We start from the raw sequence: 23,102 nt of genomic DNA, 5'->3' as shown, positions 1-23,102 counted from the left end.
CCGTTGCGGATCGGAATCGTTCTCGTGCCGTCAAAATCCTTGTGCGAGCCGATGATATGCCTGGTTCCACCGCAGTTCCCGGGTGAACTGGCGAGAGGTGGTCGCCTCGTCGATGACGAGCAGTTCGACGCCGAGCATGTCGGCGAAGTCGCTCAGCTCCTCCGGTCCCACGGCGGCGGAAAGCACGGTGTGGTGTGGCGCGCCGGCCGTGAGCCACAGCTCGGCGGAGGTGCGCAGGTCCGGCCGGGGCCGCCAGACGGCACGGGCGACCGGGAGGTTCGGCAACGGCTCGGGCGGGGCGACCACGTCGATCACGTTCGCCACCAGCCGGAACCGCTCGCCCATGTCGGCGAGGCCGACCACTGTCGCGGGGCCGGGCACGGCATCGAACACCAGCCGCACCGGGTCCTCGCGCCCGCCGATGCCGAGCGGGTGGATCTCGCATGACGGTGTGCCATCGACGATACTCGGACAGACCTCCAGCATGTGGGCGCCGAGGATCAGCTCCTCTCCCGGTGTGAGGTGATAGGTGTAGTCCTCCATGAACGAGGTGCCGCCCTGCAGCCCGGCCCCCATGACCTTCAAGGTACGCAGCAGCATCGAGGTCTTCCAGTCGCCTTCGCCGCCGAAGCCGTAACCGTCGGCCATGAGCCGCTGGACGGCGAGGCCGGGAAGCTGCCGCAGGCCGCCGAGGTCTTCGAAGTTCGTGGTGAACGCCTTGAAGCCGCCGCTGTCCAGGAAGTTCCGCAGGCCCAGCTCGACGCGAGCCGCGTAACGCAGGCAGTCGTGCCGGTCACCGCCCGCCCGCAGCCGGGGGGTCACCCGGTAGAGGTCCTCGTACTCCTTGACCAACGCGCTCACGTCGGCGTCCGAGGCGGCGTCCACGGCATGGACCAGGTCGTTCACGCCGTAGGTGTTGACCGACACGCCGAACCGGAGCTGGGCCTCGACCTTGTCTCCCTCGGTGACGGCCACGTCGCGCATGTTGTCGCCGAAGCGGGCCAGCCGTAGCGAGCCCACCTCGGCCCGCCCGGCCGCGGCCCGCGCCCAGGCCGCGATCCTGGCGGCCACGGACGGGTCGCTCACGTGCCCGGCGACGGTTTTGCGGGGCATGCCGAGCCGGGACTGGATGTAGCCGAACTCGCGGTCGCCGTGCGCGGCCTGGTTGAGGTTCATGAAGTCCATGTCGATGGAGCTCCACGGCAGTTCTCGATTGGCCTGGGTGTGCAGGTGCAGCAGCGGCTTGCGCAGCGCGTCGAGCCCGGCGATCCACATCTTGGCAGGAGAGAACGTGTGCATCCACGCGATCAGCCCTACGCACTCGTCGTCGGCGTTCGCCTCCAGGCACACGTCCCGGATGGCCGTCGCGTTGGTGAGCACCGGTTGCCAGACCAGCTCGAACGGCAGCGCCTCGCCCAGCCTGCGGGCGATCTCACCGGACTGCTCGGCGACCTGGCGCAACGTGTCCTCGCCGTACAGCCCTTGGCTGCCCGTCAGGAACCATATTTTCACCGGTGACTCCTCTGTCCATAGACGTTCTGGTAGCGGTCGTACAGGCGCGGCTTGGGCCAGGCGTGGGGGCGGCCGGACCGCCGGGGCGGTTACCCTCTTCTGGCCGTGATCAAGCGCTGCATGAGGATGAAGGCGAACAGCAGCAGTCCGATGAAAATGCGCGTCCACCAGGAGCTCAGCGTGCCCTCGAAGCTGAGGATCGTCTGGATCAGGCCGAGCACGAGCACGCCCATCACGGTGCCGAACAGGTATCCGGAGCCGCCTGTCAGCAGCGTGCCGCCGATGACGACCGCGGCGATGGCGTCCAGTTCCATCCCGACCGCGTGCAGGCCGTACCCGGACAGCATGTAGAAGGACAGCAGCAGGCCGCCGAAGGCCGAGCAGAAGCCGCTGATCGCGTAGACCACGATCTTCGTGCGGGCCACCGGAAGGCCCATGAGCATGGCCGACTGCTCGCCGCCGCCGATGGCGTAGACGTTCCTGCCGAGCCGGGTGTAATGCAGCACGTACATCGACACGACGACCACGACGGCCGCGATCACCACACTGGGTGAGACCCACAGCTCGCCGCCGAGGTCGATCCGCGTCTGGGCGAAGGCGGTGAACGTCGGGTCGTCGATGGGGATCGACTTGGTGTCGATCACGTAGCACAGGCCGCGAGCGAGGAACATGCCGGCCAGCGTGACGATGAACGGCTGGATTTCGAAATAGTGGATGATCGCGCCCATGCCGAGGCCCAAGGTCACGCCGATGACCAGCACGAGCGCCATCACCGGCAGGGCGGGCCAGCCCTGCTTCAGCAGCGTGGCGGCGACCATGGTGGACAGCGCCACCACCGAGCCGACCGACAGGTCGATGCCGCCCGTGAGGAGCACGAAGGTCATGCCGACGGCCACGACCAGCAGGAACGCGTTGTCGATGAGGACGTTGAAAATGATCTGCCCGCTGGCGAACCCCTCGTACCTGATCCCGCCGGCGACGAACATGGCGATGAGCAGGACGGTCGTGACCAGGGTGGGGACGTACTTGCGCGGCGTCCCGCGCAGGGCCGGGACGGTCAGGGTGGTCATGCCGGGACCCTCGCCTTCTCTTGCGCCATCGGGGATGTGCCGGTGGGCGGACGACGGCGACGGCGACGGCGGACGACCTTCGCGCGGAAGGCCGGGGATTGGAGCAGGCACACGATGGTCACCACGAGTGCCTTGAACAGCAGCGTCGTCTGCGGCGGCACGCCGATCGAGTAGATGGTGGTGGTCAGGGTCTGGATGATCAGCGCGCCCAGTACGGTGCCGCTGAGGGAGAACCGGCCGCCGGCCAGCGAGGTGCCGCCGATGACGACGGCCAGGATGGCGTCCAGTTCGATCCACAGGCCGGCGTTGTTGCCGTCGGCGCTGGAGACGTTCGAGCTGATCATGAGGCCGGCGATCCCCGCGCACAGCGCGCAGAACGTGTAGACCATCACGATCACCCCGCGCGCGTTGATGCCCGCCAGGCGGCTCGCCTTGGCGTTCCCGCCGACCGACTCGATGAGCAGGCCGAGGGCGAGCCGCCGGGTGAGGAACGCGGTGAACGCGAGCACGACGAGCACGACGATGATCCCGAACGGGATCGTGAGCCAGTAGCCCCCGCCGATCAGCTTGTACGGCGAGCTGTTGACCGTGATGATCTGTCCGTCGGTGACGAGTTGGGCCAGGCCCCGCCCGGCGACCATCAAGATCAGTGTCGCGATGATGGGCTGGATGCCCACGCCCGCGACGAGCAGGCCGTTCCAGACGCCGAGCACCAGTGAGAGCGCGAGCGCGACGCCGACCGCGCCCAGCACGCCGCCAACCGAGTTCTGGTCGCTCAGGCCGCTGATCTGCAGACAGGCCAGGGCGCCGGAGATCGCCACGACCGAGCCCACCGACAGATCGATCCCGTTGGTCGCGATCACCAGCGTCATGCCGAGCGCGACGAGGATCAGCGGCGCTCCGAACCTGATGATGTCGATCAGGCTGCCGTAGAGGTGGCCCTGCTTGATCTCGACGTTGAAGAAGTTGTCGGTGAACGCCACGTTGAGCAGCAGCAGGGCCGCCAGGATCACGACGGGCCAGAACAGGCGATGCCTGAGGAACGCTGTCATGATGCGGCTCCGCTCGCGATCGTCTCTGTCAGGACGTCGATGGTCAGGCGTTCGTCGTTGTCCACCTCGGCGATGAGCCTGCGGTCGCGCAGCACGGCGACCTTGTGGCTGAGCCGCAGGACCTCCTCCAGCTCGGCGGAGATGAACAGCACGGCCATTCCGCCGTCGGACAGCTCGACCACCAGCCGCTGGATCTCCGCCTTGGCGCCGACGTCGATGCCGCGGGTGGGCTCGTCGAGGATGAGCAGGCGCGGCTCCAGGATGAGCCAGCGGGCCAGCAGCACCTTCTGCTGGTTGCCGCCGCTGAGGTTTCCGGCGAGCTGCTCGGGGTCGGCCGGGCGGATGTTCAGCGCGGTGACGTACTTGTCGACCAGCTCGTCCTGTCTGCGTCGGGGCAGGGGCCGGGTCCAGCCGCGCGCGGCCTGCAGTGCGAGGACGATGTTCTCTCGCACGGTGAGGTCGGGGACGAGTCCCTCCTCCCGCCTGTTCTCCGAGCAGAAGGCCAGTTTGCGGTGGATCGCCGCCCGGGGTGTGCGCAGGTTGACCGGCTGCCCGGCGATCCGCAGGGAACCGCTGCCGGGTTGGTCGGCGCCGAACAGCAGGCGGGCGAGCTCGGTGCGGCCGGAGCCGAGCAGCCCGGCCAGGCCGACGACCTCACCCTCGCGGATGGTCAGGGTGAACGGCTCGATGGCGCCGGAGCGGCCCAGCTCACCGGCTTGCACGAACGGCTCGCTCTCCCTGGCGAGCGGCTTGCCCTCCAGCCTCTCCAGGTCGGCGAGCTCGCGGCCGATCATCTTGCCGATCAGGCCCACCTGGCTCAGCTCGCGGGTGAGGTACTCCCCCACGAGCTTGCCGTTGCGCAAAATCGTCATCCGGTCGGCGATCTCGTAGATCTGGTCGAGGAAGTGCGAGACGAACAGGATCGCGATGTCCTGCTCCTTCAGCCTCCGCATCACCCGGAACAGCTGGGCGACCTCGTTCGCGTCGAGGCTGGAGGTCGGCTCGTCGAAGATCAGGACTTTGGCCTCGATGTCCACGGCTCGTGCGATGGCCACCATCTGCTGGATGGCCAGGGAATGCGTCGACAGGGCGGAGGAGACGTCGAGATCGAGGTCGAGGCGCCCCAGCAGTTCGGCGGCCCGTCGCCGCATCTCCTTCCACCGGATACGGCCGAGGCTGCGCGGTTCGCGGCCGATGAAGATGTTCTCCGCGACGGAGAGGTTGGAGCAGAGGTTGACCTCCTGGTAGACCGTGCTGATGCCGGCCTGCTGGGCGGCCAGCGGACCGGAGAACGCCACCCGGCGGCCTTCCAATTCGATCTCGCCGGCATCGATGTCGTACACGCCGGTCAGCACCTTGATCAGGGTCGACTTGCCGGCGCCGTTCTCTCCCATGAGCGCGTGCACCTCGCCGGGCAGCAGTCTGAAGTCCACGCCGTCCAGCGCCTTCACGCCGGGAAACTGTTTGCCGATCCCGTTCATCCGCAGGATCGGCCCGGAGCGGGCCATGCGGCGTTCCTCTCTTCCATGGCAACGGGCCGCCCCTGCGTCAGGGGCGGCCCGGTTCGGCTCAGTACTGGCGGGTGGGCAGGGCGGCCTTGGCCTGCTCCTGGGTGAAGGCGGTCTCCTCGGTCACCACGCGGGCGGGAACCTGCTCGCCGGCGACGACCTTCTTGGCCAGGTCCATCAGCTGGGGGCCGAGCAGCGGGCTGCACTCCACGATGTAGCTGATCTTCCCGTCGGCCAGGGCCTGCATCCCGTCCTTCACCGCGTCAATGGTGATGATCTTGATGTCCTTGCCGGGCACCTTGCCCGCGCCCTCGATCGCCTCGATGGCGCCCAGCCCCATGTCGTCGTTGTGCGCGAACAGCACGTCGATGTCCGGGGTGGACTTCAAGAACGCGTCCATGACCTCCTTGCCCTTGGCCCTGGTGAAGTCACCGGTCTGCGAGGCGGCGATCTTGAACTTCGGATCGGCCGCGATCACCTCCGCGAAGCCCGCCTTGCGGTCGTTGGCCGGAGCCGAGCCGGTGGTGCCCTGCAACTCCACGATGTTCACCGGGTCCTTGGAGTCCTTGTACTCCTCCACCAGCCACTGACCGGCCTTCTTGCCCTCCTCCACGAAGTCGGAGCCCAGGAAGGTCTTGTAGAGGGTGGTGTCCGCGGAGTCCACCGCCCGGTCGGTCAGGATCACCGGGATCTTGGCGCTCTGCGCCTCCTTCAGCACCGTGTCCCAGCCCGACTCCACCACCGGCGAGAAGGCGATGACGTCGACCTTCTGCTGGACGAACGAGCGGATCGCCTTGATCTGGTTCTCCTGCTTCTGCTGGGCGTCGGAGAACTTCAACTCCACGCCCGCCGTCTTCGCCGACTCCTGCACCGACTTGGTGTTGGCGGTACGCCACCCGCTCTCGGCGCCCACCTGGGAGAAGCCCATAGTGATCTTGCCGTCGTCGGCGGCCTTGCCGCCGTCGGTGGTGGCCGAAGTGCCGCCGCTTCCGCAGCCGGCCATCGTCAACACGACGGCACCGACCGCGATCAGTGCCGAGACCCTTTGCAACATTGGGGGGTTCCTTTCATATGTGAGCGCTAACATCCACGTGGTGTCAACGCTCTCTCTGCTTCCGCGGGCGACCGGCGCACCGTCGACGTGCCGGCTCCGAGAACGAGGCGGGGAGACACGATGCGACGCTCGCGCACGGCCCCTCCGTCTCGATCCGCCGCACGAGCACGTCGATGCCGCGCCCGCCCACGGCCGGAGTCCTGTCCGATGGTCGTGAGAGGAGTGGAGTGGAGAAGAACTCCTACTCCGGAATGTCGTCGAATCCCACGATATTGATCTTGCCGGGGACTCTCACCGCTTGTTCCACGAAGGCCCCCGGCGCACCCGGCGCCATCTGGTCTTCCACCTCCAGCCAGTCGGCCGGGGGTTCCTGGTGACCAGATGCGCGTGCGACGAGGTTGCGCCGGCAGCCCAGCTGGTCGATCGCGCGCAGGACCTGGGTCCGAGCCTCCGCGCTGACGTCGGGATGATCGTTGAGCACACGCGAGACCGCCTGGTGCGACACGCCTGCCACGTCCGCCATGACGGGCAGGCGACGCCTCGGGCTGAGTCCCACCCGGCACTCCTCTCATGCGATCTAGGAAGACTGTGAGCGCTAACACCGCGTCGCGTCAAGCGCTTCACATGTCACGGTCCCATCACGCCGAAACCTCTTGTTAACCGGCCGTCGGCCCGTATCGGCAAGCCCGGTGGGTGGACTGCGGGAGGGGTGAAACCGGCACGGTGGCAATATGCGCTTGGACGCTGATATGTTGCAGAAATCAAATGCGACGGTGAGATGGTTTTCACCGTCGGCCACCCCTCGTCGGCAGACATCGCGGCCGGGCGACGACATTCCATTGCCCGTCACCGCCCTATCAAGCCGTCAACGACGGCGACGACGACCATGCCCTTGATGACGTGGTCCCCACTCACTCCTTCGATCGCATGAAACACGGTGAGCGCGTCGAGTTCGGCCGTCACCTCACCCGGTCCGCAAGGGGTGCGGGTCGCTACGATGTAGCCATATGACGAGGTCACCGCATCGGGTCGACGGTGAGTCCACCGGTGACGGGATTCGCCTCGGAGCATTTTCGCGGCTCGACGAAAAAATTGGCGTGACCGATGCGCGGATCCACCGCAAAGCCCATCGAGCCCAACGAAACCGTATATCCCGGAAATCCCGCTCGGCATCATTAAAACGACAACGACCAATCTCATGCGGTCTACGGAAAACCGTTCTCCGGTCACGTGTGACAACCGGCGTGCCGCCGTCTCCGACATACGGCGAGAGCCGGCCGGCCTTTCACGGCGGCCAATTGGGCCGACGCCTGATTCTTGATCCATCGCAGGCTGAATACGAACCCGATGAATACCGCGTGCCAACGCGGACATCGTCGCACGCCAACACGGGCGGGATACTCCCCGACTCCGACGGCGCCTCTGTGATCGTCTGGGACCGCAACGGGCAGGACACCGGAAGGGGCGCCCCGACACCGACGGAATCACCACGGAGTCATCATCGCCATCGGTGCGAACAGGTGCCTGGACGCACCCGGCAGCGCCACGGCCGACGACACCGAACTCGTCATCCGGCCCTGCGGCGGCGGGGTCAACCGGTCACCCATCCGGCTTCATCCTTCGTCGGGGCGGCCTCTTGGTGCCGGCTCCTGCCATGCCGGCGCCCTGAGACCGCCCCGCGACTTCCTGCCCCCTCAGGTGCGTGTCCAGCGCTGGTTGACGCCGCCGCTGCAGGACCAGATCTGGAGCTTCACGCCGTTCGCGGTGGAATAGTTGGGTGCGTCCAGGCACTTGCCGGCGCCGAGCGCGGTGATGCTTCCGTCGCTGTTGAGGCGCCACTTCTGGTTGCCCTGGCCGTTGCAGTCCCAGATCCCCACCTGGGTGCCGTCGGCGGTGCCCTGGCTGTTCACGTCCAGGCACTTGTTGCCGTACACCCGGAGCTCACCCGCACCGGTCGACGTCCACTGCTGGTTGGCCTGGCCGTTGCAGTCCCAGATCTGCACCTGCGCGCCGTTGGCCTGCGAGGCGTTGGCGACGTCCAGGCATCTGCCCGAACTCACGCTGCGGATCCCGCTCGCGGGCGAGGGCGTCGGTGTCGGCGTCGGGCTGGAGCCGCCGGGCTGGCCGATGCTGCCGGAGACCGACTGGAGTGCCGCGTACCAGGCGGCGGCCATCTTGTCGTAGCCGCCGGCGGTGGGGTGGATGCCGTCGATCAGGTCGGACGTGCTCAGCTTGCCGTGCATGTCGACCAGGTGGACGCGCTTGCCACCGTTGACCTTGTTCTGCACGATGCCGGGGATGGTCGCATTGAAGGTGCGGGCGGCGGACTCCTGCCCGGAGTTGGACAGCGGGATGATGGTGGCGACGAACACGTCCGCGTTCGGCACGGCCGCTGTGATGCGGTCGATCAGGGTGGACAGCCGTTGGGGCGCGCCGGACACGTTGTAGTTCTGCAGTATGTCGTTGGTGCCGATGTGCAGCAGCACCGTGCGCGGATTGTAGGTCCGCGCCCAGCCGGTGATGTTCCCGTCGATCTGGTCGATGCGCCAGCCGGGGTGCCCCTCGTGGTCGTGGTCGCCCAGGCCACCCGGCCCGTTGAACTGCGACCCGACAAAATCCACCGTGTACCGGCCGGAGGCCAGCCGCTGCCACAGGCCGGTGCGGTATCCGCCCGGCACCTGCGTGCCCTCGGTGATCGAGTCGCCCAGCGGCATGACCCGCACCCCGCCGTTGGACTCCGCGCCGGCGACACTCGTCTGTATCACCGCGCCCAGCGCGACCGTGGTCACGGCCAGAAGCGCCGCGGTGAACCACCGTATCCACCTACGCATGCTTAACCTCTTTCCGGCGGCTGAGAGCAGTTGCCGCTGACAGCTCGTGTGGCGCTGACGGTCTGCATTCGGAACACCCGCCAACGGATGTCATGTGGTGGCGAACCGGCGGTCGGGCGTGGCGGCTCGGACGCGTCGCAGGTGTCCGCCGATCATCTGGGGACTGCGGGACCCGATGCATCAAGTCGATCCGAGCTTCCGCCGCGCGGGAAAACCTCCTGTCAAGAGATCGACGACCGCAAGGGGGAACCCGCGGATGTGGTGTCTGTCAGGGATTCACGGTCGCCGAGCTCGCCTTTTGATGGACAGAAAGATGTGAGCGTTAACACTCCGCCCGTCAGTCGTGGCTCCTTCTCCGTCGAACGGTTGTGGTGGTGGAGCGGAGCAAACACGAGGCAAGGAAGGACTGTCAAGAGTACGAAACATGACGTGCCAGAAGAAGCGAGAGACGAGCACGGTTCACCTGGTGTTTCGGTGGTCGCCGCATCGGGCCGGACAGGCCGGTGTGATGAAAATTTCACAGAAGGCGTCTCGCCTCGGAGAGCGGAGCCGCAGCTTTCAGAGGATCGGGAGACGTTGGCGCAGGTACAGAACATGTGTATCAAACAGTGAGACAGAACCTTGCTTAATAAACTTGACACATTTTGTAATAGTTTCCACACTGAGTCACCGAGACGGTCCTCCTGCCAGTCGGTGGTGCACGGCAGAGGCTGTCGGCCACGACGCCCCGTTGGTGCGCGTCCCCTGATGACGGGACGCGGCGTCGGTCCTGCGGATTGTCCCCCTTACGACCATCCGCTTCCGCGTTTCTGTGATGCAGTTATGGAGGCTCAGTCATGGGCACAAATGCCATACCCCCGCCCGGAGCCCGGCGACCCCTCGGCGGCCTCCGCCGGGCTCTGATCGCCGGCGCCCTCGGCACCCTCGTGCTCGGCACGATCACGGTGGTGACCGGCCCGGTTTCCGCCGGTGCCGCTTCCGCCGGTGCCGTTTCCGCCAGTGCCGCGGCGAGCACGCTCGGCGCGGCGGCCGCGCAGAGCGGACGCTACTTCGGCGCCGCGATCGCCGGAGGCAGGCTCGGCGACTCGGCGTACACCACGATCGCGAACCGCGAGTTCAACATGGTGACGGCCGAGAACGAGATGAAGATCGATGCCACCGAGCCGAACCGGGGGCAGTTCAACTTCACCAACGGCGACCGCGTCTACAACTGGGCGGTGCAGAACGGCAAGCGGGTCCGCGGCCACACCCTGGCCTGGCACTCCCAGCAGCCGGGCTGGATGCAGTCGCTGTCGGGCAGCACGCTGCGCCAGGCGATGATCGACCACATCAACGGCGTGGTGGGCCACTACAAGGGCAAGATCTACGCCTGGGACGTGGTCAACGAGGCGTTCGCCGACGGCAACTCCGGCGGCCGGCGCAGCTCCAACCTGCAGTCCACCGGCAACGACTGGATCGAGGTGGCCTTCCGCACCGCGCGGGCCGCCGACCCGGCCGCCAAGCTGTGCTACAACGACTACAACATCGACAACTGGAGCTGGGCCAAGACCCAGGGCGTCTACAACATGGTCCGTGACTTCAAGTCGCGCGGCGTGCCGATCGACTGCGTGGGCCTGCAGTCGCACTTCAACAGCAACAGCGCCTACAACAGCAACTATCGCACCACGATCTCCAGCTTCGCCGCCCTCGGCGTCGACGTGCAGATCACCGAGCTGGACATCCAGGGCGGCTCGGCCCAGACCTACGCCGCGGTGACCAACGACTGCCTGGCCGTCGCCCGCTGCACCGGCATCACCGTGTGGGGTGTCCGCGACAGCGACTCCTGGCTGGGCTCCAGCGCCAGCCCGCTGCTGTTCGACGGCAACGGCAACAAGAAGTCCGCCTACACTTCGGTCCTCAACGCCCTCAACGCCGCCGACCCGAACCCGAACCCCACCCCGACGCCCACTCCCACCCCCACCTCGGGTGGCGGCACCGGGCAGATCAAGGGTGTGGCCTCCGGCCGATGTGTGGACGTGCCCGGCTCCAGCACCACCGACGGCACCCAGGTGGCCCTGTGGGACTGCCACACCAACTCCAACCAGCAGTGGACCTACACCACCGCCGGTGAGTTCAGGGTCTACGGCAACAAGTGCCTGGACGCCGCCGGCACCGCCAACGGCGTCAAAGCCCAGATCTACGCCTGCCACGGCGGCAACAACCAGAAGTGGCGCATCAACACCGACGGCAGCATCACCGGCGTGCAGTCCGGACTGTGCCTGGACGCCGCCAACCAGGGCACCGCCAACGGCACCCTGATCCAGGTCTACTCCTGCCACGGCGGCAACAACCAGAAATGGACCTGGAGCGGCACCTCCAGATCATGACCGTCGACCCCCGCAACCTGCGACTGCTCTACCAGGGCCGCAGCCCGGCTACGGCCTCCTGCCCTACCGGCCGGGCCTGCTGACCCTGCAGCGCTGACCGCACGACCCATCCCCGGCCCGAACGCTCCTGACCTGCACCGCGAAGACGCAGCCCCCATCGGGTGAACGCCATCACGACACGACGGTCAGGACCGGATCGGAGGTGATCCGGGTGGGCTCGGCACACGGCCGAGCCCACCCGGGTCACGCGGAGCGGTGAAATTTTCACCCCTGACCGTTCTGTGACGGTCGGGCGGCCACTCGCTCTCCCCTCTCGAACAGAGCGACCATGGGCGCACGTAATGCTCATGCCGGCTGCGGCGGGCGCGTCCCGGCGGCGCCGAGCACGCACTACCGGTGTGATCTCCTCACGAGGAATCAATCCATTGGCGAGAAGATGCGCTGCTGGATCTCCCTGCGGTAGTCGTCCAGAGTGTTGTCGATGTGCGTCGCCGCGGCCTGGGCCGCCGCTTCCGGGTCACCGGCGCGGATGGCCTGGTAGATGGCGTCGTGTTCCTCGACGGCCTTGGCCGCGTGCCCGCCCACCGAGCCGCGCAGGCCTATGAGGTTGGACTGGGCCTGCAGCCGGCGGGCCTCCCGTACCGCTATCTGGAGGAACATATTGTGCGATGCTGCCGCGATGGCGGTGTGGAAGGCCTCATCGCCCTCGTTGAACAGATCTTCGCGTCCGGTGTCGAAGCCGTGGCGGCACACCCCGGCCGACTTCTCGATGTCTCCCAGCTCCGCCGGGGTGGCGCGGCGGGCGGCCAGCCGGCTGGTCTCCATCTCCTGGGCCCGGCGGAACTCGAAGAGCATGTAGATGTGGTCCAGGTCGGTGGGCAGGAAGAAGGACGCCCAGCGTCCGGTGCCGAGCATCCCCTCGTCGTCGGCCACGTAGAGACCGCGCCCCTTCTGGGCGCGTACCCGGCCGAGTGCCGAGAGTATCTTCACCGCCTCGCGCACAACGGTTCGGCTCGTACCCAGTTCCCGGGCCAGGTCGTTCTCGGTGGGCATGCGGTCGCCGGGCCGCAGGCGCAACCGGCTGATCAACTCCAGCACCTGCTCCGCGGCCACCTCGTAGCCCGGCCGGTATGCGCCTTCCGCACGCGGAGTATCGATCACGCTGCTCCCTCCCTGCCACCACCTCCTCAAGAGTACGACCACCCGAGTCCCAGATCAGCATCAATCCCCCCTACTCCCACCGGGGTTAAGTGCTATACATCCGACGTGTCGCCAGATCCTTGAGCTGCCAAGGGGAAAGCGCAAGCCGCCTAGCTGTACTTATGCTCGAAAGTGCCCACACTCCGGCAAAGGCACCCCTGTGAGGAGTCAGAAATAAGTGGGCTTAAGGTCTTGACGCGCCTCAGCGTGAGGAACGTAATTAGTAGCTAAGTCTCCGGGACGCCTCCTGTTGGGGGTCTCCTCCTCGGCTGGACCGCATCTGGAGTGGGGCACTCCGCGGCGGTCGTGCGTCGTGGCCCGACCACGCAGTCCCTCAGATCACCCTCCTCGCGGCGCCACTCGCCGGACACCGCGACATGTCTGGAGAATCATGTGAGCGATCGGAACCAGCTACGCGGACGCGACCGGCGCCGGGGCGACCGGATGCCGGCGCTGAGGGTGGGACGGCACTCTCCGTGCTCGCCGAGCGTGCCACCGCCATGAAGACGACTTCAAGCAGGCCACGCGGATCAACGGCGGCACGCCGATGGCTCAGGTGGACTGCACCGGGCAGCTCGCGGCTGAGCCGTACCGGCAGAAATCACCGGAGGTAAGGACGACATCGTCGTCCACGACGGTGACGCGAACGGTTCCGACCACATCGGACCAGGGCGAGGGTTGTTCAGCGACATCGGGCAGACGTGGTGTTCAGCGCGGGAACCGATGAAACGCCGTTGAGCCGCCACGCCGGTCGGCTGAGGCTCCACCCCCCAATGAAGGAGAACCAAGTGGTTTCCCCATCCAGACCTGTCGGCATTCGAACCGCAGGGGGAGTCGTGTGATGTCGAAGCACAGATCCTTCTTCGGAGCGATCGCGGTCGCGGCCCTTCTCGTCCTGTCCACCGGTCACGCGGCGCTGAGCAACAGCTTCGGCGGAACCACCTCATCCACGGGTGCCGGCGCCCTCGCACCGACCGCCGGGTGCGGCAAGTCCCCGGCACTGGCAAGCGGTACGCACTCGATCCAGAGCGGCGGCAAGACCCGCTCCTTCATCCTGAGAACCCCCGACAACTACAACAACAACACGCCCTACCGGTTGTTCTTCGGGTTCCACTGGCGGGGCGGCACCGCCGCCGACGTCGACTCGGGCGGCACCAGTGGGTACCCCTGGTCCTTCTACGGCATGCGGCAGTTGTCGAACAACGGCGCGATCTTCGTCGCGCCCCAGGGCATCGGCAACGGCTGGGCCAACTCCGGCGGCGAGGACGTGGTCCTCGTCGACGACCTGATCAGGCAGATCGAGGGCGCCCTGTGCGTCGACACCTCGCAGCGCTTCGCCATGGGCTTCAGCTACGGCGGCGGCATGAGTTACTCGCTCGCGTGCAGCAGGGCGGCGGTCTTCCGCGCGGTCGCGGTCTACTCCGGCGCGCAGCTCAGCGGGTGCGGCGACGGCTCTCAGCCCATCGCGTACATGGGACTTCACGGCATCACCGACAGCGTCCTCAACATCTCCCAGGGACGGTCGTTGCGTGACAGGTTCGTCAGGAACAACGGCTGTACCGCCCAGAACCCGCCCGAGCCGGGGTCGGGCAGCAGGACGCACATAACCACCACCTACTCGGGGTGCCGAGCCGGGTATCCGGTCGTGTGGGCCGCCTTCGACAACGGTCACATGCCCGGCCCGGTGGACGGGACCTACGCCGAGAGCGGCATCACGACCTGGACCAAGGGAGAGGTGTGGAGGTTCTTCTCGCAGTTCGGGGGCACCCAGCCACCCGATCCCACGCCGACTCCGACTCCGACGCCGGGGACGGCGGGTGCGGTCAGGGGTGTGGGCTCGGGCAGGTGCCTCGATGTGAGCGGCGTCTCGCAGGCCAACGGCGCACAGGTGCAGATCTGGGACTGCAACGGCCAGAGCAACCAGCAGTGGACGTCGACCGGTGCGGGTGAGCTGCGGGTCTACGGCAACAAGTGCCTGGACGTGAGCAACCAGAGCACCGCCGACGGCGCGCAGGTGCAGATCTGGGACTGCAACGGCCAGAACAATCAGAAGTGGCGCCTCAACAGCGACGGCACCATCACCGCCATCGGCGCGAACAAGTGCCTGGACGTGCCCAACAGCGTCACGGCCAACGGCACCAAACTCGCCATCTGGTCCTGCAACGGCGGAGGCAACCAGCGCTGGACCAGGAGCTGATCCCTTTCCAGACCTCTGAGCCACCTCCAGGATCCCTCGCCGGGGAAAGCGACCGCCCCGGCGAGGGATCCTCTCCACGGCAGGGCCGCTTTCACCTGCCCGCCCACCCCAGGAGATCAGCGCGCCATCCGCACCCGGACGGCTGCGCCCCGGGTGTGCCACCCGGGGCGTGAGCGCGCCGCGCGCTCGACGCGACGGCGGTGCGACGGCGGCGCGAGGACCGGAGCCGCACCCTCCGGACCAGCTCCGATGGGACCTTTCACCGACCACTCCCCCACCCCCCATATAAGGAAGTCCCATGTTTGAATTCTCGTACTCCGCGATGCGGAGGCTGCTGTCGACCGGAGTCGCCGCAGTGGGGTTGACCGCCGCGGCCGCTCTGGTGGCTCCGGTCTCCCCCGCCTCGGCGGCCACCACGACCCTGTACGCCTCCCCTTCCGGTACCGGCACCGGTTGCTCCGCCGCCCAGCCGTGCTCGTTGCCCGCCGCGCAGACCGCGGTGCGGGCGCTCACCGGCGCGATGTCCGGGGACGTCGTCGTGGAGCTGGCCGACGGGGTGTACCGGCTCTCCGCGCCGCTACGGCTGACCGCCGCCGACTCGGGAAACAACGGCTACACCGTCAAATGGCAGGCCGCCGCGGGCGCCCGTCCCGTCGTCAGCGGCGCCAGGGCGGTCACCGGCTGGTCGCTCGCCGACTCCGGGAAGAACATCTGGCGGGCCAACGTCGGCGCCGGGATCGACACCCGGCAGCTCTACGTCAACGGCGCCATCGCCACACGCGCGCGTACCACCGTGAACCGGTCGGACTTCACCGCGAACAGCAGCGGCCTCGCCTTCACCAACGGCGCCCTGAGCTATCTGAACAACCTCGCCAACAAGAGCCGGATCCAGATGGAGAGCGTCGGCTCGTTCACGGACCGGTACGTGTCGGTGCAGAACATCACCGGGAACTTCATCACGATGCAGCAGCCCGGCTGGAGCAACAACAACTTCGGGTACGACACCTTCACCAGCCCGCACCGGGCGGGTTCGCTCTACCTGACCAACGCGTACGAGTTCCTCGACTCGCCGGGCGAGTGGTACATCGACCCCGGGACCGGCGCGCTCTCCTACATCCCGCTCTCCGGGCAGAACATGGGCAACGTCAGCGTGGAGCTGCCGGTGCTGCAGTCCCTGGTGAACGTCGGGGGCACCTACGACGCGCCCGCGCACCACATCGCGTTCACCGGGGTCACGTTCACCGGCACGACCTGGATGGGGCCCAGCGGCAACCAGGGCTACGCGGACCAGCAGACCGGCGCCTACATGGCCGGCAACGCGAGCTGGCCCAACTTCACCTCCTGCCACGAGGGCTGCCAGCAGTTCGAGGCGACCCGGCCGAACTGGTATCAGATGCCCGCCGCCGTACAGGTCTCCGCAGCCAACAACATCACCTTCAGCGACTCGCAGTTCGTCAACCTGGGCCAGACGGCCGTGGGCATCGGCAACGACGCCAACGGCCACGCCAGCGGTGTCGGCCTGGGCGCCAGCAACATCACGGTCACCCGGTCCGAGATCGCCCGCAGCTCGGCCGGCGGCATCGTGGTCGGCGGCGTGCGCGCCGACGCTCACCACCCCAGCGACCAGCGGATGGTCAACCGCAACATCACCATCAGCGACAACCGCGTCCACGACCTCGGCGTGGAGTACCGGGGCGTCGTCTCGGTCGTGACCACCTACGTCGCCACCGCCCTCGTCTCCCACAACGAGGTCTACAACATGCCCTACACCGGCATGTCGATCGGGTACGGCTGGGGTGCCAACGAGCCTGGCGGCAACACCCAGTACACCAACCGCGGCCTGTACAACTACCAGCCGCGGTACACGACGGCCACCACCGCGTCCAACAACCAGCTCATCGGCAACTACGTGCACGATGTCATGCAGCAGATGACCGACGGCGGATGCATCTACACGCTGTCCTGGAACCCGGGCGCGGTGATCAGCGACAACTACTGCCTGCGGACCAACGGCTGGTTCGGGATCTACTTCGACGAGGGCTCCAAGTACTACACCGTCAAGAACAACGTCCTGTCCTCCGTCGGCACCTGGGCCACCGCCAACTACTGGGGCGGCGAGAACATGGGCAACTTCACCGTCACCGGCAACTGGGCGAGCAACAACAGCACCAACGTGACCAACGGTGACCGCGGCAACGTCGTCAACAACAACGTGACCGTCACCAACGGCAGCTGGCCGTCGGGCGCCCAGGCCGTGATGGCGTCCGCCGGGCCCCAGGGGGGCGGCAGCCGGCAGAACGTGCAGATCGTCGGGAGCCAGTCGAGCCGCTGCGTCGACATCGACAACTCCAGCACCGTCAACGGCACCCAGGCGCAGCTCTGGGACTGCGGCGGCGGCACCAACCAGCGGTGGACCTACACCTCGGGCAAGCAGCTGCAGGTGTACGGGAACAAGTGCCTGGACGCCAACGGCCAAGGCACCGCCAACGGCACCCAGGTGATCATCTGGGACTGCAACGGCGGCACCAACCAGCAGTGGAACGTCAACGCCGACGGCACCATCACCGGTGTGCAGTCCGGCAAGTGCATGGAGGCGAGCAACTTCGGGACCGCCAACGGAACCAAGGTGCAGCTGTGGTCCTGCACCGGCACGAGCAGCCAGAAATGGAGCCTGCGCAGCTGATCCAGCCATCTCATGACTTCGCCGGGGCGACCCCCCGCCCCGGCGAAGGCCATCACCCGGACGCGCCGGACGCGGACGGCCGGGTCGGGAGTGCGAGGCCCTGGACGAACCCACCGGTCCGGGACGCTCTGGGGGACGTCTCTGGAACGCGGTGTCGGGCATCCCCCGCCGACACCACCGACACGAGGGAAAAGCGCCGCATGAGCACGCCAGGCGACATCGACGACCTTCTGCAGCACCTGGAACGCGAAGGCCTCGTCCTCCGCCTCGGCATCGGTGACGCCACCGTGTGGTTCGCCGCCGAATTCCGCGAGAACATGATCGCCGAACGGCTGGCGATGCTGCCCGACGAGCCCATGGTGAGCGTCGCCGCGGCCGCCGCGGTGCTCAACGTTCCGCACTCCCACGTCATCGCCGAAGTCCACGCCGCCACCCTGGCCGGCCACGACAGCGGCCAGCAGGTCCGGGTACGGCGCGAGGCCCTGGTGCAGCGCATCACCACCCTGGGCCTGCCCCACCCGGCTTCCTCCGCCGAGTCCTCGAACTTCCCCGACGGCTCTACGCGGGGGAACGCGCGTCCATAGCAGCCGGGATCCCCGGACGCGCTCCCACGCGCCGGGGGATCGTTTCGTCCGCTCTTACGCCTGCTCCATCCGCTGACGCTGGCGGCCGAGGCCGTCGATCTCGACTTCGACCACGTCGCCCGCGCGCAGGTACGCCTCCGGGCCCATGCCGAGGGCGACCCCCGCGGGGGTGCCGGTGTTCACCACGTCGCCCGGCTCCAGGACCATGAACTGACTGAGGTACCAGATCACATGATGAACACCGAAGATCTGGTTCTTGGTGCTGCCGTTCTGGCGAAGCTCCCCGTTGACCCACAGGCGCAGGCCGAGCGCCTGCGGATCACCCACCTCGTCCGGCGTGACCAGCCACGGGCCCAGCGGGTTGAACGTCTCACACGACTTGCCCTTGTCCCACTGGCCGCCGCGTTCGTTCTGGAACTCCCGTTCGGAGACGTCGTTCGCGACCGCGTATCCGGCGATCACACCCGCCGCCTCCCGCGGGGAGGACAGGTAGCGGGCCGTGCCACCGAGGACCACCGCCAGCTCGACCTCGTAGTCGGTCTTCACGCTGCCGCGCGGCACCAGGACCTCGTCCTCGGGGCCGACGACCGTGTTGGACGCCTTCATGAAGACCACCGGCTCGGCGGGGATGTCGGCGCCGGTCTCCTCCGCGTGGTCGGAGTAGTTCAGCCCGATACAGACGATCTTCCCCGGCCTGGCCACCGGCGCGCCGACCCGCTCGTACGGTCCGGCCTCGGGCAGGCCGCCCTCGGCGAGGGCGGAACGCACCCGCTCGATGCCTCCTCCGGCGAGGAACGCGCCGTCGATGTCCGTCGTCAGTGCCGACAGGTCCAGCACCCTGCCGTCGGGTCCCATGACGCAGGGCCTCTCCCGGCCCGGCGGGCCCACTCGCAACAGTTTCACGAACCGCCTTCTTTCACTTGGTCCACAGGCATGCCCATCGGGCCGAGCCTGGCAGATTCATCGAATCGGAGTAAAGCCACCGGACGCCGCGTCCCGGTCGAGCGGAGCCGGCGCTCAACGCTCCAGGCGCACGGGGTCGCCCGGCCCGCCGCGACGGACGAGCCAGGCGTCGGTGATGTGCCTGAACATCGCCTCGGCGGCGCTGGCGGGGTCGTGGGCGGCGATGCGCTCGTAAATGCGGCGATGGCCGAGGTTGGACGCCACACACAAGGCCCGCTGGGGCTGGCCCATGTAGCGGGCGGTGTTGATGACCTGGCTCTCCAGCGCCCGCACCACGCCACGGGCGATGCGGTTCCCGGACGCCTGCATGATCGTGTCATGGAAGGCGCGGTCGTGATCGCCGTACGTGACGTGGTCGTCCACAAGCTCGTCCATCCGATCCACCAGCGCACGCAGCCGATCGATGGTGCCCTGATCCGCGAGGCGGGCGGCGAAGTTCGCCATGTCGGACTCCAGCACACGCCGCGTGACGACGAGGTCGTCAAGGATCGCCAGGCTCTCGTCCTCGGCGATGGTCGCCGCGAGGACGAGCTCGTCGAGCATGTCCCACATCGTCGGCGGAGTGACCACGGTGCCGCTGCCCTGGCGGACCTGCACCAGCCCCTTCTCCTGAAGGATCTTCACCGCTTCGCGGATGACGGTCCGGCTCACCGAGAAGGTCTCGCAGAGCGCGGGCTCGGCGGGCAACGGTGTGCCCGAGGGGTGCACCCCGCGAACGATGCGCTCCACCAGCTCCGCCGTCACCGCCCTGGCGAGGTTGGTCGGCCGTCGCACCCACGCAGGGGGGGACGCGACGCTCGAGGGCGACTCCTGCGATGTCGTCATATCTCCTCCGGTGCCGCGGCCCGCGCCACATTTCAACATCAGTATATGTCACACGTATTGACGTCAGACGTCATACGAATTACGTTTCGCCTCAAACAGCGGCCGGGTGATCCGGCTATCCCCCTGGAGAGTGAACAGCGATGAAGCAGCGAACCCTGTGGTCGGCCGTCATGGTGCTGGGTCTTGGCTTAGCGGGCTGTGGCAGCGCCGCGCGACCCGTATCGTCGCCGGGCGATTCCAGCAAGGTCACGAAGCTCGTGGTCTGGGACTGGAAATCCAGTGACGCGACCGCCGCCTCCTACATCCAGAAGGCGAAAGCCGACTTCGCCAAGAAGCACCCCGGCGTCACCGTCGAATTCGTCGCCCAGCCCTTCGACCAGTACTACACCCTGCTGGGCGCGGCCATCCAGTCCAGCACCGGACCCGACGTCATGCTCTTCAACGGAGGCGGCCAGATCCGCGACCGCGTCGACTCGCTCCTCCCCATTGACCAGTACGTGGCCGAGGACAGGCAGCGACTGGCGGGCTGGGAGGCGTTCGGCAAGGACGGCAAGATCTACGCCGCGCCGGTGACGTTGCAGGGCCACCCGATCTACTACAACAAGACGCTGTACGAGAAGGCGGGACTCGACCCGGCCAGCCCCCCCAAGACCTGGGACGAGTTCATCGGCGACTGCGCCGCCATCAAGAAGGCGACCGGCGCCAAGTGCTTCGCGCTCGGCAACAAGGAGGGCATCGGCATCCAGTTCTTCCTCTCGGGTCTCGGCTCGGGCATCCTGACGCCGCAGGAGTACGACGACTGGATCGCCGGGAAGCGCGACTGGACCTCTCCCGATGTGAAGCGGGTCTTCACGCTGTGGAAGGAGGTCAACGACTTGGGGCTGAACAACGACGGGGCCAACTCGACCGCGATGTTCAACGACGCCTTCGCGGTCTTCAACTCCGGTAAGGCCGCCCACATCATCGGGCTGATGTCGGACATCGGGCACTGGAAGGACTTCAGCGAGTTCCTGGGGGCCGACAAGGTCGGCGTCATGAACGCCCCGGTCGTCACCGACGGAGCCAGCCCGAACCTTCCGTACGACGGTGGCATCGGCTACGCGGTCGCGAAGTGGGCGAAGGACCCGAAGCTGGCCGCCGACATGGTGCGGTCGCTGACCACGACCGACGCACTGACCTCCTTCTACTCCGATGCCGGCGCGATCGCGTCCGACACCACGATCGACGTGTCGCAGGGCCCCGCGGCCGTCGGCACGATCGTGCCCGAGATCAAGAGCGGTAAGCCCGCGCTGCACGTCGCGCTGTCCTCGAAGACCATCGATCTGATGGGGAGGCTGTCCCAGAAGCTCCTGAGCGGATCGGCGACCGTCGACGAAGTGGTGGAGCAACTGGCCGCTTCCGACCGGGCGAGCTGATCTCGTGCCGATCAGAAGTTCGTCACCGTTGGTCCGCCCGGCAGGTTCCGGGCGGACCGACGGAGCGGAGACGAAGCAGCGGGCACGCCGCGGCGACACCGGGACCCATTCCCGGCCGGTCCCCCGCATGTTGCGGCCCGAGCGCCTCGCCCCCTACGTTCTGGTGGCTCCGGCCGTACTGATCATCGTGGCGCTGCGGCTGTGGCCGCTGCTCCTGGGCGTCAACTTCTCCTTCACGGGCGACGGAAAGAACAACGGGGCAGCGGTCGGCTGGGCCAACTACCTGGAACTGTTCGAGGACCCGTTGTTCCTCGGCGCGCTGCGCAACGTCGGACTGCTGGTGCTGTTGCTTCCCGTGGCGGTGGCCATCCCGGGCCTGCTCGCGACGTTCATCTACCTGCGCGTCCCCGGGCACCGGGTCTTCCGCAGCGTCTACTTCTTCCCGGCCGTACTCTCACCGGTGATCGTCGGCGCGATCTTCAACCTCATGCTCGCCTTCGACGGCCCGTTGAACACCGTTCTCGGGACGATCGGCATCGGCCCGATCGACTGGCTCGGCGACCCGGACGTCGCCATGTTCACGGTCGTCGGCGTGCAGATCTGGGCGACGTTCGGGATGGCCCTGGTGGTGTTCCTCGCCGGATTCGCCACCCTGGACTCCGCGCTCCTGGACGCGGCGCGGATGGACGGCGCGACGCTTCCCCAGACCATCTGGCACGTGATCATCCCGAGCCTGTCCCGCACCATCCAGTTCGTTTTCGTGACCACGATGATCGGGATGCTGACGTCCATGTTCGGTCTGCTGTACGTCATGACCAGCGGCGGTCCGGAGGGATCCACCTACCTGCCGGAGTACTACATCTGGATCCAGCAGGGACAGATGAACCGCCCCGCACTCGCCTCGGCCGCGTCGACGGTTCTCTTCCTCATCATGCTCGTGGTGGGGCTCCTGCAGATCAGCGTGCTCCGCCGCGCCGGGAGGGAAGACTGATGGCCGGCAGGCGCCTGAGCAAGTGGGTGGTCGCCGTTCCGATGGCGATTCTCGCACTGGTGACGATCTACCCCCTCGTATTCACCGCCAACGTCGCGATGAAGACCCGGCGTGACTACATCCTCGACCGGTTCTCCCTGACGAGTTCCCTGCAGTGGGACAACATCGTCACGGCGTGGACCAGCGTCGGCATGGCACGATACTTCGCCAACTCGCTCATCGTGGTGACAGTCACGGTGATTCTTCTGCTGCTCTTCGGATCGATGGCCGGCTTCGCGCTGAGCCAGCTGCGGTTCCGCGGCTCCAAGGCACTCTTTCTGGGCTGTCTCGCGGCGCTGTTCATCCCGTTTCAGGTGATCATGGTGCCGCTCGCACGGGTCATGGCGGACAGCGGCCTCATCGACACCTACCCGGGACTGGTCCTGGCCTACGTCGCACAGTTCCTCCCGTTCACCATCTTCCTGATGACGAGCTACTACAAGACCATTCCGGCGGAGATCATCGATGCGGCGAGGATCGACGGGAACACGACGTACGGCGTCTACCGGCGGATCATGCTGCCGATGGGCACTCCGGCACTTCTGTCGGTCGGCATTCTCAACGCCCTGTTCTGCTGGAACGACGTGCTCATCTCCCTGCTGATGATGCCGTCGGCCGACCACCGCACCCTCATGGTCGGGGTCACCTCGCTGCGCGGACAGTACTCCGACAACATCCCCACCTTCGCCTCCGGGGTTCTGATCGCCGCCGTACCCGTATTGATGATCTATCTCTTTCTCCAGCGCCAGATCGCCGACGGTGTCACCGCCGGTTCCACGAAGGGCTGACATGCGTATTTCGGGGTATCGCAC

The 23,102-nt window shown here is 67.2% G+C and carries 18 protein-coding genes; 7 read left to right on the top strand and 11 right to left on the bottom strand.

From position 1 onward, the window contains the following. Positions 1 to 30: 30 nt before the first annotated feature. From araA to DKM19_RS20780, 8 genes are all read right to left on the bottom strand, one after another. Positions 31 to 1,512 (bottom strand): L-arabinose isomerase, encoded by a 1,482-nt coding sequence (gene araA, locus DKM19_RS20810; RefSeq protein WP_110697577.1) that lies wholly within the window; start codon positions 1,510 to 1,512, stop codon positions 31 to 33. Between the two features lie 89 nt (positions 1,513 to 1,601). Further along, entirely contained in the window at positions 1,602 to 2,582 is a 981-nt protein-coding gene (yjfF, locus tag DKM19_RS20805; protein ID WP_110697575.1) for a galactofuranose ABC transporter, permease protein YjfF, read from the bottom strand. Further along, complete coding sequence (locus DKM19_RS20800) at positions 2,579 to 3,634, bottom strand: ABC transporter permease (RefSeq protein WP_110697573.1); 1,056 nt, start codon at positions 3,632 to 3,634, stop codon at positions 2,579 to 2,581. Before DKM19_RS20800 ends, yjfF begins: the two co-directional genes overlap by 4 nt. Beyond that, complete coding sequence (locus DKM19_RS20795; protein ID WP_110697571.1) at positions 3,631 to 5,142, bottom strand: sugar ABC transporter ATP-binding protein; 1,512 nt, start codon at positions 5,140 to 5,142, stop codon at positions 3,631 to 3,633. Before DKM19_RS20795 ends, DKM19_RS20800 begins: the two co-directional genes overlap by 4 nt. 61 nt (positions 5,143 to 5,203) lie before the next feature. Continuing rightward, positions 5,204 to 6,196, bottom strand: coding sequence for an ABC transporter substrate-binding protein (locus DKM19_RS20790; protein WP_110697569.1), 993 nt, complete (start codon positions 6,194 to 6,196; stop codon positions 5,204 to 5,206). Positions 6,197 to 6,437: 241 nt separating this feature from the next. After that, positions 6,438 to 6,752, bottom strand: coding sequence for a LacI family DNA-binding transcriptional regulator (locus DKM19_RS51810; protein ID WP_239514355.1), 315 nt, complete (start codon positions 6,750 to 6,752; stop codon positions 6,438 to 6,440). Positions 6,753 to 7,680: 928 nt separating this feature from the next. Further along, positions 7,681 to 7,803 carry a hypothetical protein gene (locus DKM19_RS52540; RefSeq protein WP_255415536.1) on the bottom strand — a complete coding sequence of 41 codons (123 nt, stop codon included), beginning with the start codon at positions 7,801 to 7,803 and terminating at the stop codon, positions 7,681 to 7,683. An 87-nt stretch (positions 7,804 to 7,890) separates the two neighbouring features. Then, positions 7,891 to 9,027, bottom strand: a complete 1,137-nt coding sequence (locus DKM19_RS20780; protein ID WP_110697567.1) for a ricin-type beta-trefoil lectin domain protein — start codon at positions 9,025 to 9,027, stop codon at positions 7,891 to 7,893. 836 nt (positions 9,028 to 9,863) lie between these two features. On the opposite strand from DKM19_RS20780, the gene DKM19_RS20775 reads away from it, so the two are divergent. Continuing rightward, entirely contained in the window at positions 9,864 to 11,393 is a 1,530-nt protein-coding gene (locus DKM19_RS20775) for an endo-1,4-beta-xylanase (RefSeq protein ID WP_110697565.1), read from the top strand. A 417-nt stretch (positions 11,394 to 11,810) separates the two neighbouring features. Here DKM19_RS20775 and DKM19_RS20770 read toward each other — a convergent pair whose 3' ends face one another. Next, positions 11,811 to 12,554 carry a FadR/GntR family transcriptional regulator gene (locus DKM19_RS20770; protein ID WP_162641642.1) on the bottom strand — a complete coding sequence of 248 codons (744 nt, stop codon included), beginning with the start codon at positions 12,552 to 12,554 and terminating at the stop codon, positions 11,811 to 11,813. A gap of 880 nt (positions 12,555 to 13,434) precedes the next feature. On the opposite strand from DKM19_RS20770, the gene DKM19_RS20765 reads away from it, so the two are divergent. From DKM19_RS20765 to DKM19_RS20755, 3 genes are all read left to right on the top strand, one after another. Beyond that, a complete protein-coding gene (locus DKM19_RS20765) occupies positions 13,435 to 14,790 on the top strand; it encodes a lectin (RefSeq protein WP_110697563.1) in 1,356 nt (451 codons plus the stop codon). Positions 14,791 to 15,088: 298 nt separating this feature from the next. After that, on the top strand, positions 15,089 to 17,473 hold the full coding sequence (locus DKM19_RS51805; RefSeq protein ID WP_110697561.1) for a ricin-type beta-trefoil lectin domain protein: 2,385 nt from the start codon (positions 15,089 to 15,091) through the stop codon (positions 17,471 to 17,473). Positions 17,474 to 17,673: 200 nt separating this feature from the next. After that, on the top strand, positions 17,674 to 18,057 hold the full coding sequence (locus DKM19_RS20755) for a hypothetical protein (RefSeq protein WP_110697559.1): 384 nt from the start codon (positions 17,674 to 17,676) through the stop codon (positions 18,055 to 18,057). A 54-nt stretch (positions 18,058 to 18,111) separates the two neighbouring features. Here the strand turns inward: DKM19_RS20755 and DKM19_RS20750 are convergent, their stop codons facing one another. Both DKM19_RS20750 and DKM19_RS20745 read right to left on the bottom strand, forming a co-directional pair. After that, positions 18,112 to 18,960, bottom strand: a complete 849-nt coding sequence (locus DKM19_RS20750) for a fumarylacetoacetate hydrolase family protein (protein WP_110697557.1) — start codon at positions 18,958 to 18,960, stop codon at positions 18,112 to 18,114. A 114-nt stretch (positions 18,961 to 19,074) separates the two neighbouring features. Then, positions 19,075 to 19,845: a FadR/GntR family transcriptional regulator gene (locus DKM19_RS20745; protein WP_110697555.1), complete on the bottom strand. Its 771-nt coding sequence runs from the start codon at positions 19,843 to 19,845 to the stop codon at positions 19,075 to 19,077. 257 nt (positions 19,846 to 20,102) lie between these two features. Between DKM19_RS20745 and DKM19_RS20740 the strand changes: the two genes are divergently transcribed. The 3 genes from DKM19_RS20740 (at position 20,103) to DKM19_RS20730 (ending at position 23,078) form a co-directional block, all read left to right on the top strand. After that, positions 20,103 to 21,260 (top strand): ABC transporter substrate-binding protein, encoded by a 1,158-nt coding sequence (locus DKM19_RS20740; RefSeq protein WP_204358899.1) that lies wholly within the window; start codon positions 20,103 to 20,105, stop codon positions 21,258 to 21,260. A gap of 127 nt (positions 21,261 to 21,387) precedes the next feature. Then, positions 21,388 to 22,251 carry a carbohydrate ABC transporter permease gene (locus DKM19_RS20735; RefSeq protein WP_110697551.1) on the top strand — a complete coding sequence of 288 codons (864 nt, stop codon included), beginning with the start codon at positions 21,388 to 21,390 and terminating at the stop codon, positions 22,249 to 22,251. Further along, positions 22,251 to 23,078 (top strand): carbohydrate ABC transporter permease, encoded by an 828-nt coding sequence (locus DKM19_RS20730; RefSeq protein ID WP_110697550.1) that lies wholly within the window; start codon positions 22,251 to 22,253, stop codon positions 23,076 to 23,078. Before DKM19_RS20735 ends, DKM19_RS20730 begins: the two co-directional genes overlap by 1 nt. The last annotated feature ends 24 nt before the right edge of the window (positions 23,079 to 23,102 follow it).

Origin of the sequence: Streptosporangium sp. 'caverna' (assembly GCF_003203775.1) — a bacterium.
GTDB lineage: Bacteria > Actinomycetota > Actinomycetes > Streptosporangiales > Streptosporangiaceae > Streptosporangium > Streptosporangium subroseum.
The sequence above is the reverse complement of the archived record's forward strand: the minus strand, read 5'-3'. Positions and strand labels throughout refer to the sequence as shown.

Excerpts from the sequence above, each read along its gene's own strand:
- DKM19_RS20755 (WP_110697559.1), top strand. The coding sequence starts at position 17,674 with ATGAGCACGCCAGGCGACATCGACGACCTTCTGCAGCACCTGGAACGC.
- DKM19_RS52540 (WP_255415536.1), bottom strand. The coding sequence starts at position 7,803 with ATGGGTGACCGGTTGACCCCGCCGCCGCAGGGCCGGATGACGAGTTCG.
- DKM19_RS20765 (WP_110697563.1), top strand. The coding sequence starts at position 13,435 with ATGTCGAAGCACAGATCCTTCTTCGGAGCGATCGCGGTCGCGGCCCTT.
- DKM19_RS20780 (WP_110697567.1), bottom strand. The coding sequence starts at position 9,027 with ATGCGTAGGTGGATACGGTGGTTCACCGCGGCGCTTCTGGCCGTGACC.
- DKM19_RS20775 (WP_110697565.1), top strand. The coding sequence starts at position 9,864 with ATGGGCACAAATGCCATACCCCCGCCCGGAGCCCGGCGACCCCTCGGC.
- DKM19_RS20730 (WP_110697550.1), top strand. The coding sequence starts at position 22,251 with ATGGCCGGCAGGCGCCTGAGCAAGTGGGTGGTCGCCGTTCCGATGGCG.
- DKM19_RS20795 (WP_110697571.1), bottom strand. The coding sequence starts at position 5,142 with ATGGCCCGCTCCGGGCCGATCCTGCGGATGAACGGGATCGGCAAACAG.
- DKM19_RS20745 (WP_110697555.1), bottom strand. The coding sequence starts at position 19,845 with ATGACGACATCGCAGGAGTCGCCCTCGAGCGTCGCGTCCCCCCCTGCG.
- yjfF (WP_110697575.1), bottom strand. The coding sequence starts at position 2,582 with ATGACCACCCTGACCGTCCCGGCCCTGCGCGGGACGCCGCGCAAGTAC.
- DKM19_RS20800 (WP_110697573.1), bottom strand. The coding sequence starts at position 3,634 with ATGACAGCGTTCCTCAGGCATCGCCTGTTCTGGCCCGTCGTGATCCTG.
- DKM19_RS20735 (WP_110697551.1), top strand. The coding sequence starts at position 21,388 with ATGTTGCGGCCCGAGCGCCTCGCCCCCTACGTTCTGGTGGCTCCGGCC.
- DKM19_RS20790 (WP_110697569.1), bottom strand. The coding sequence starts at position 6,196 with ATGTTGCAAAGGGTCTCGGCACTGATCGCGGTCGGTGCCGTCGTGTTG.
- DKM19_RS51805 (WP_110697561.1), top strand. The coding sequence starts at position 15,089 with ATGTTTGAATTCTCGTACTCCGCGATGCGGAGGCTGCTGTCGACCGGA.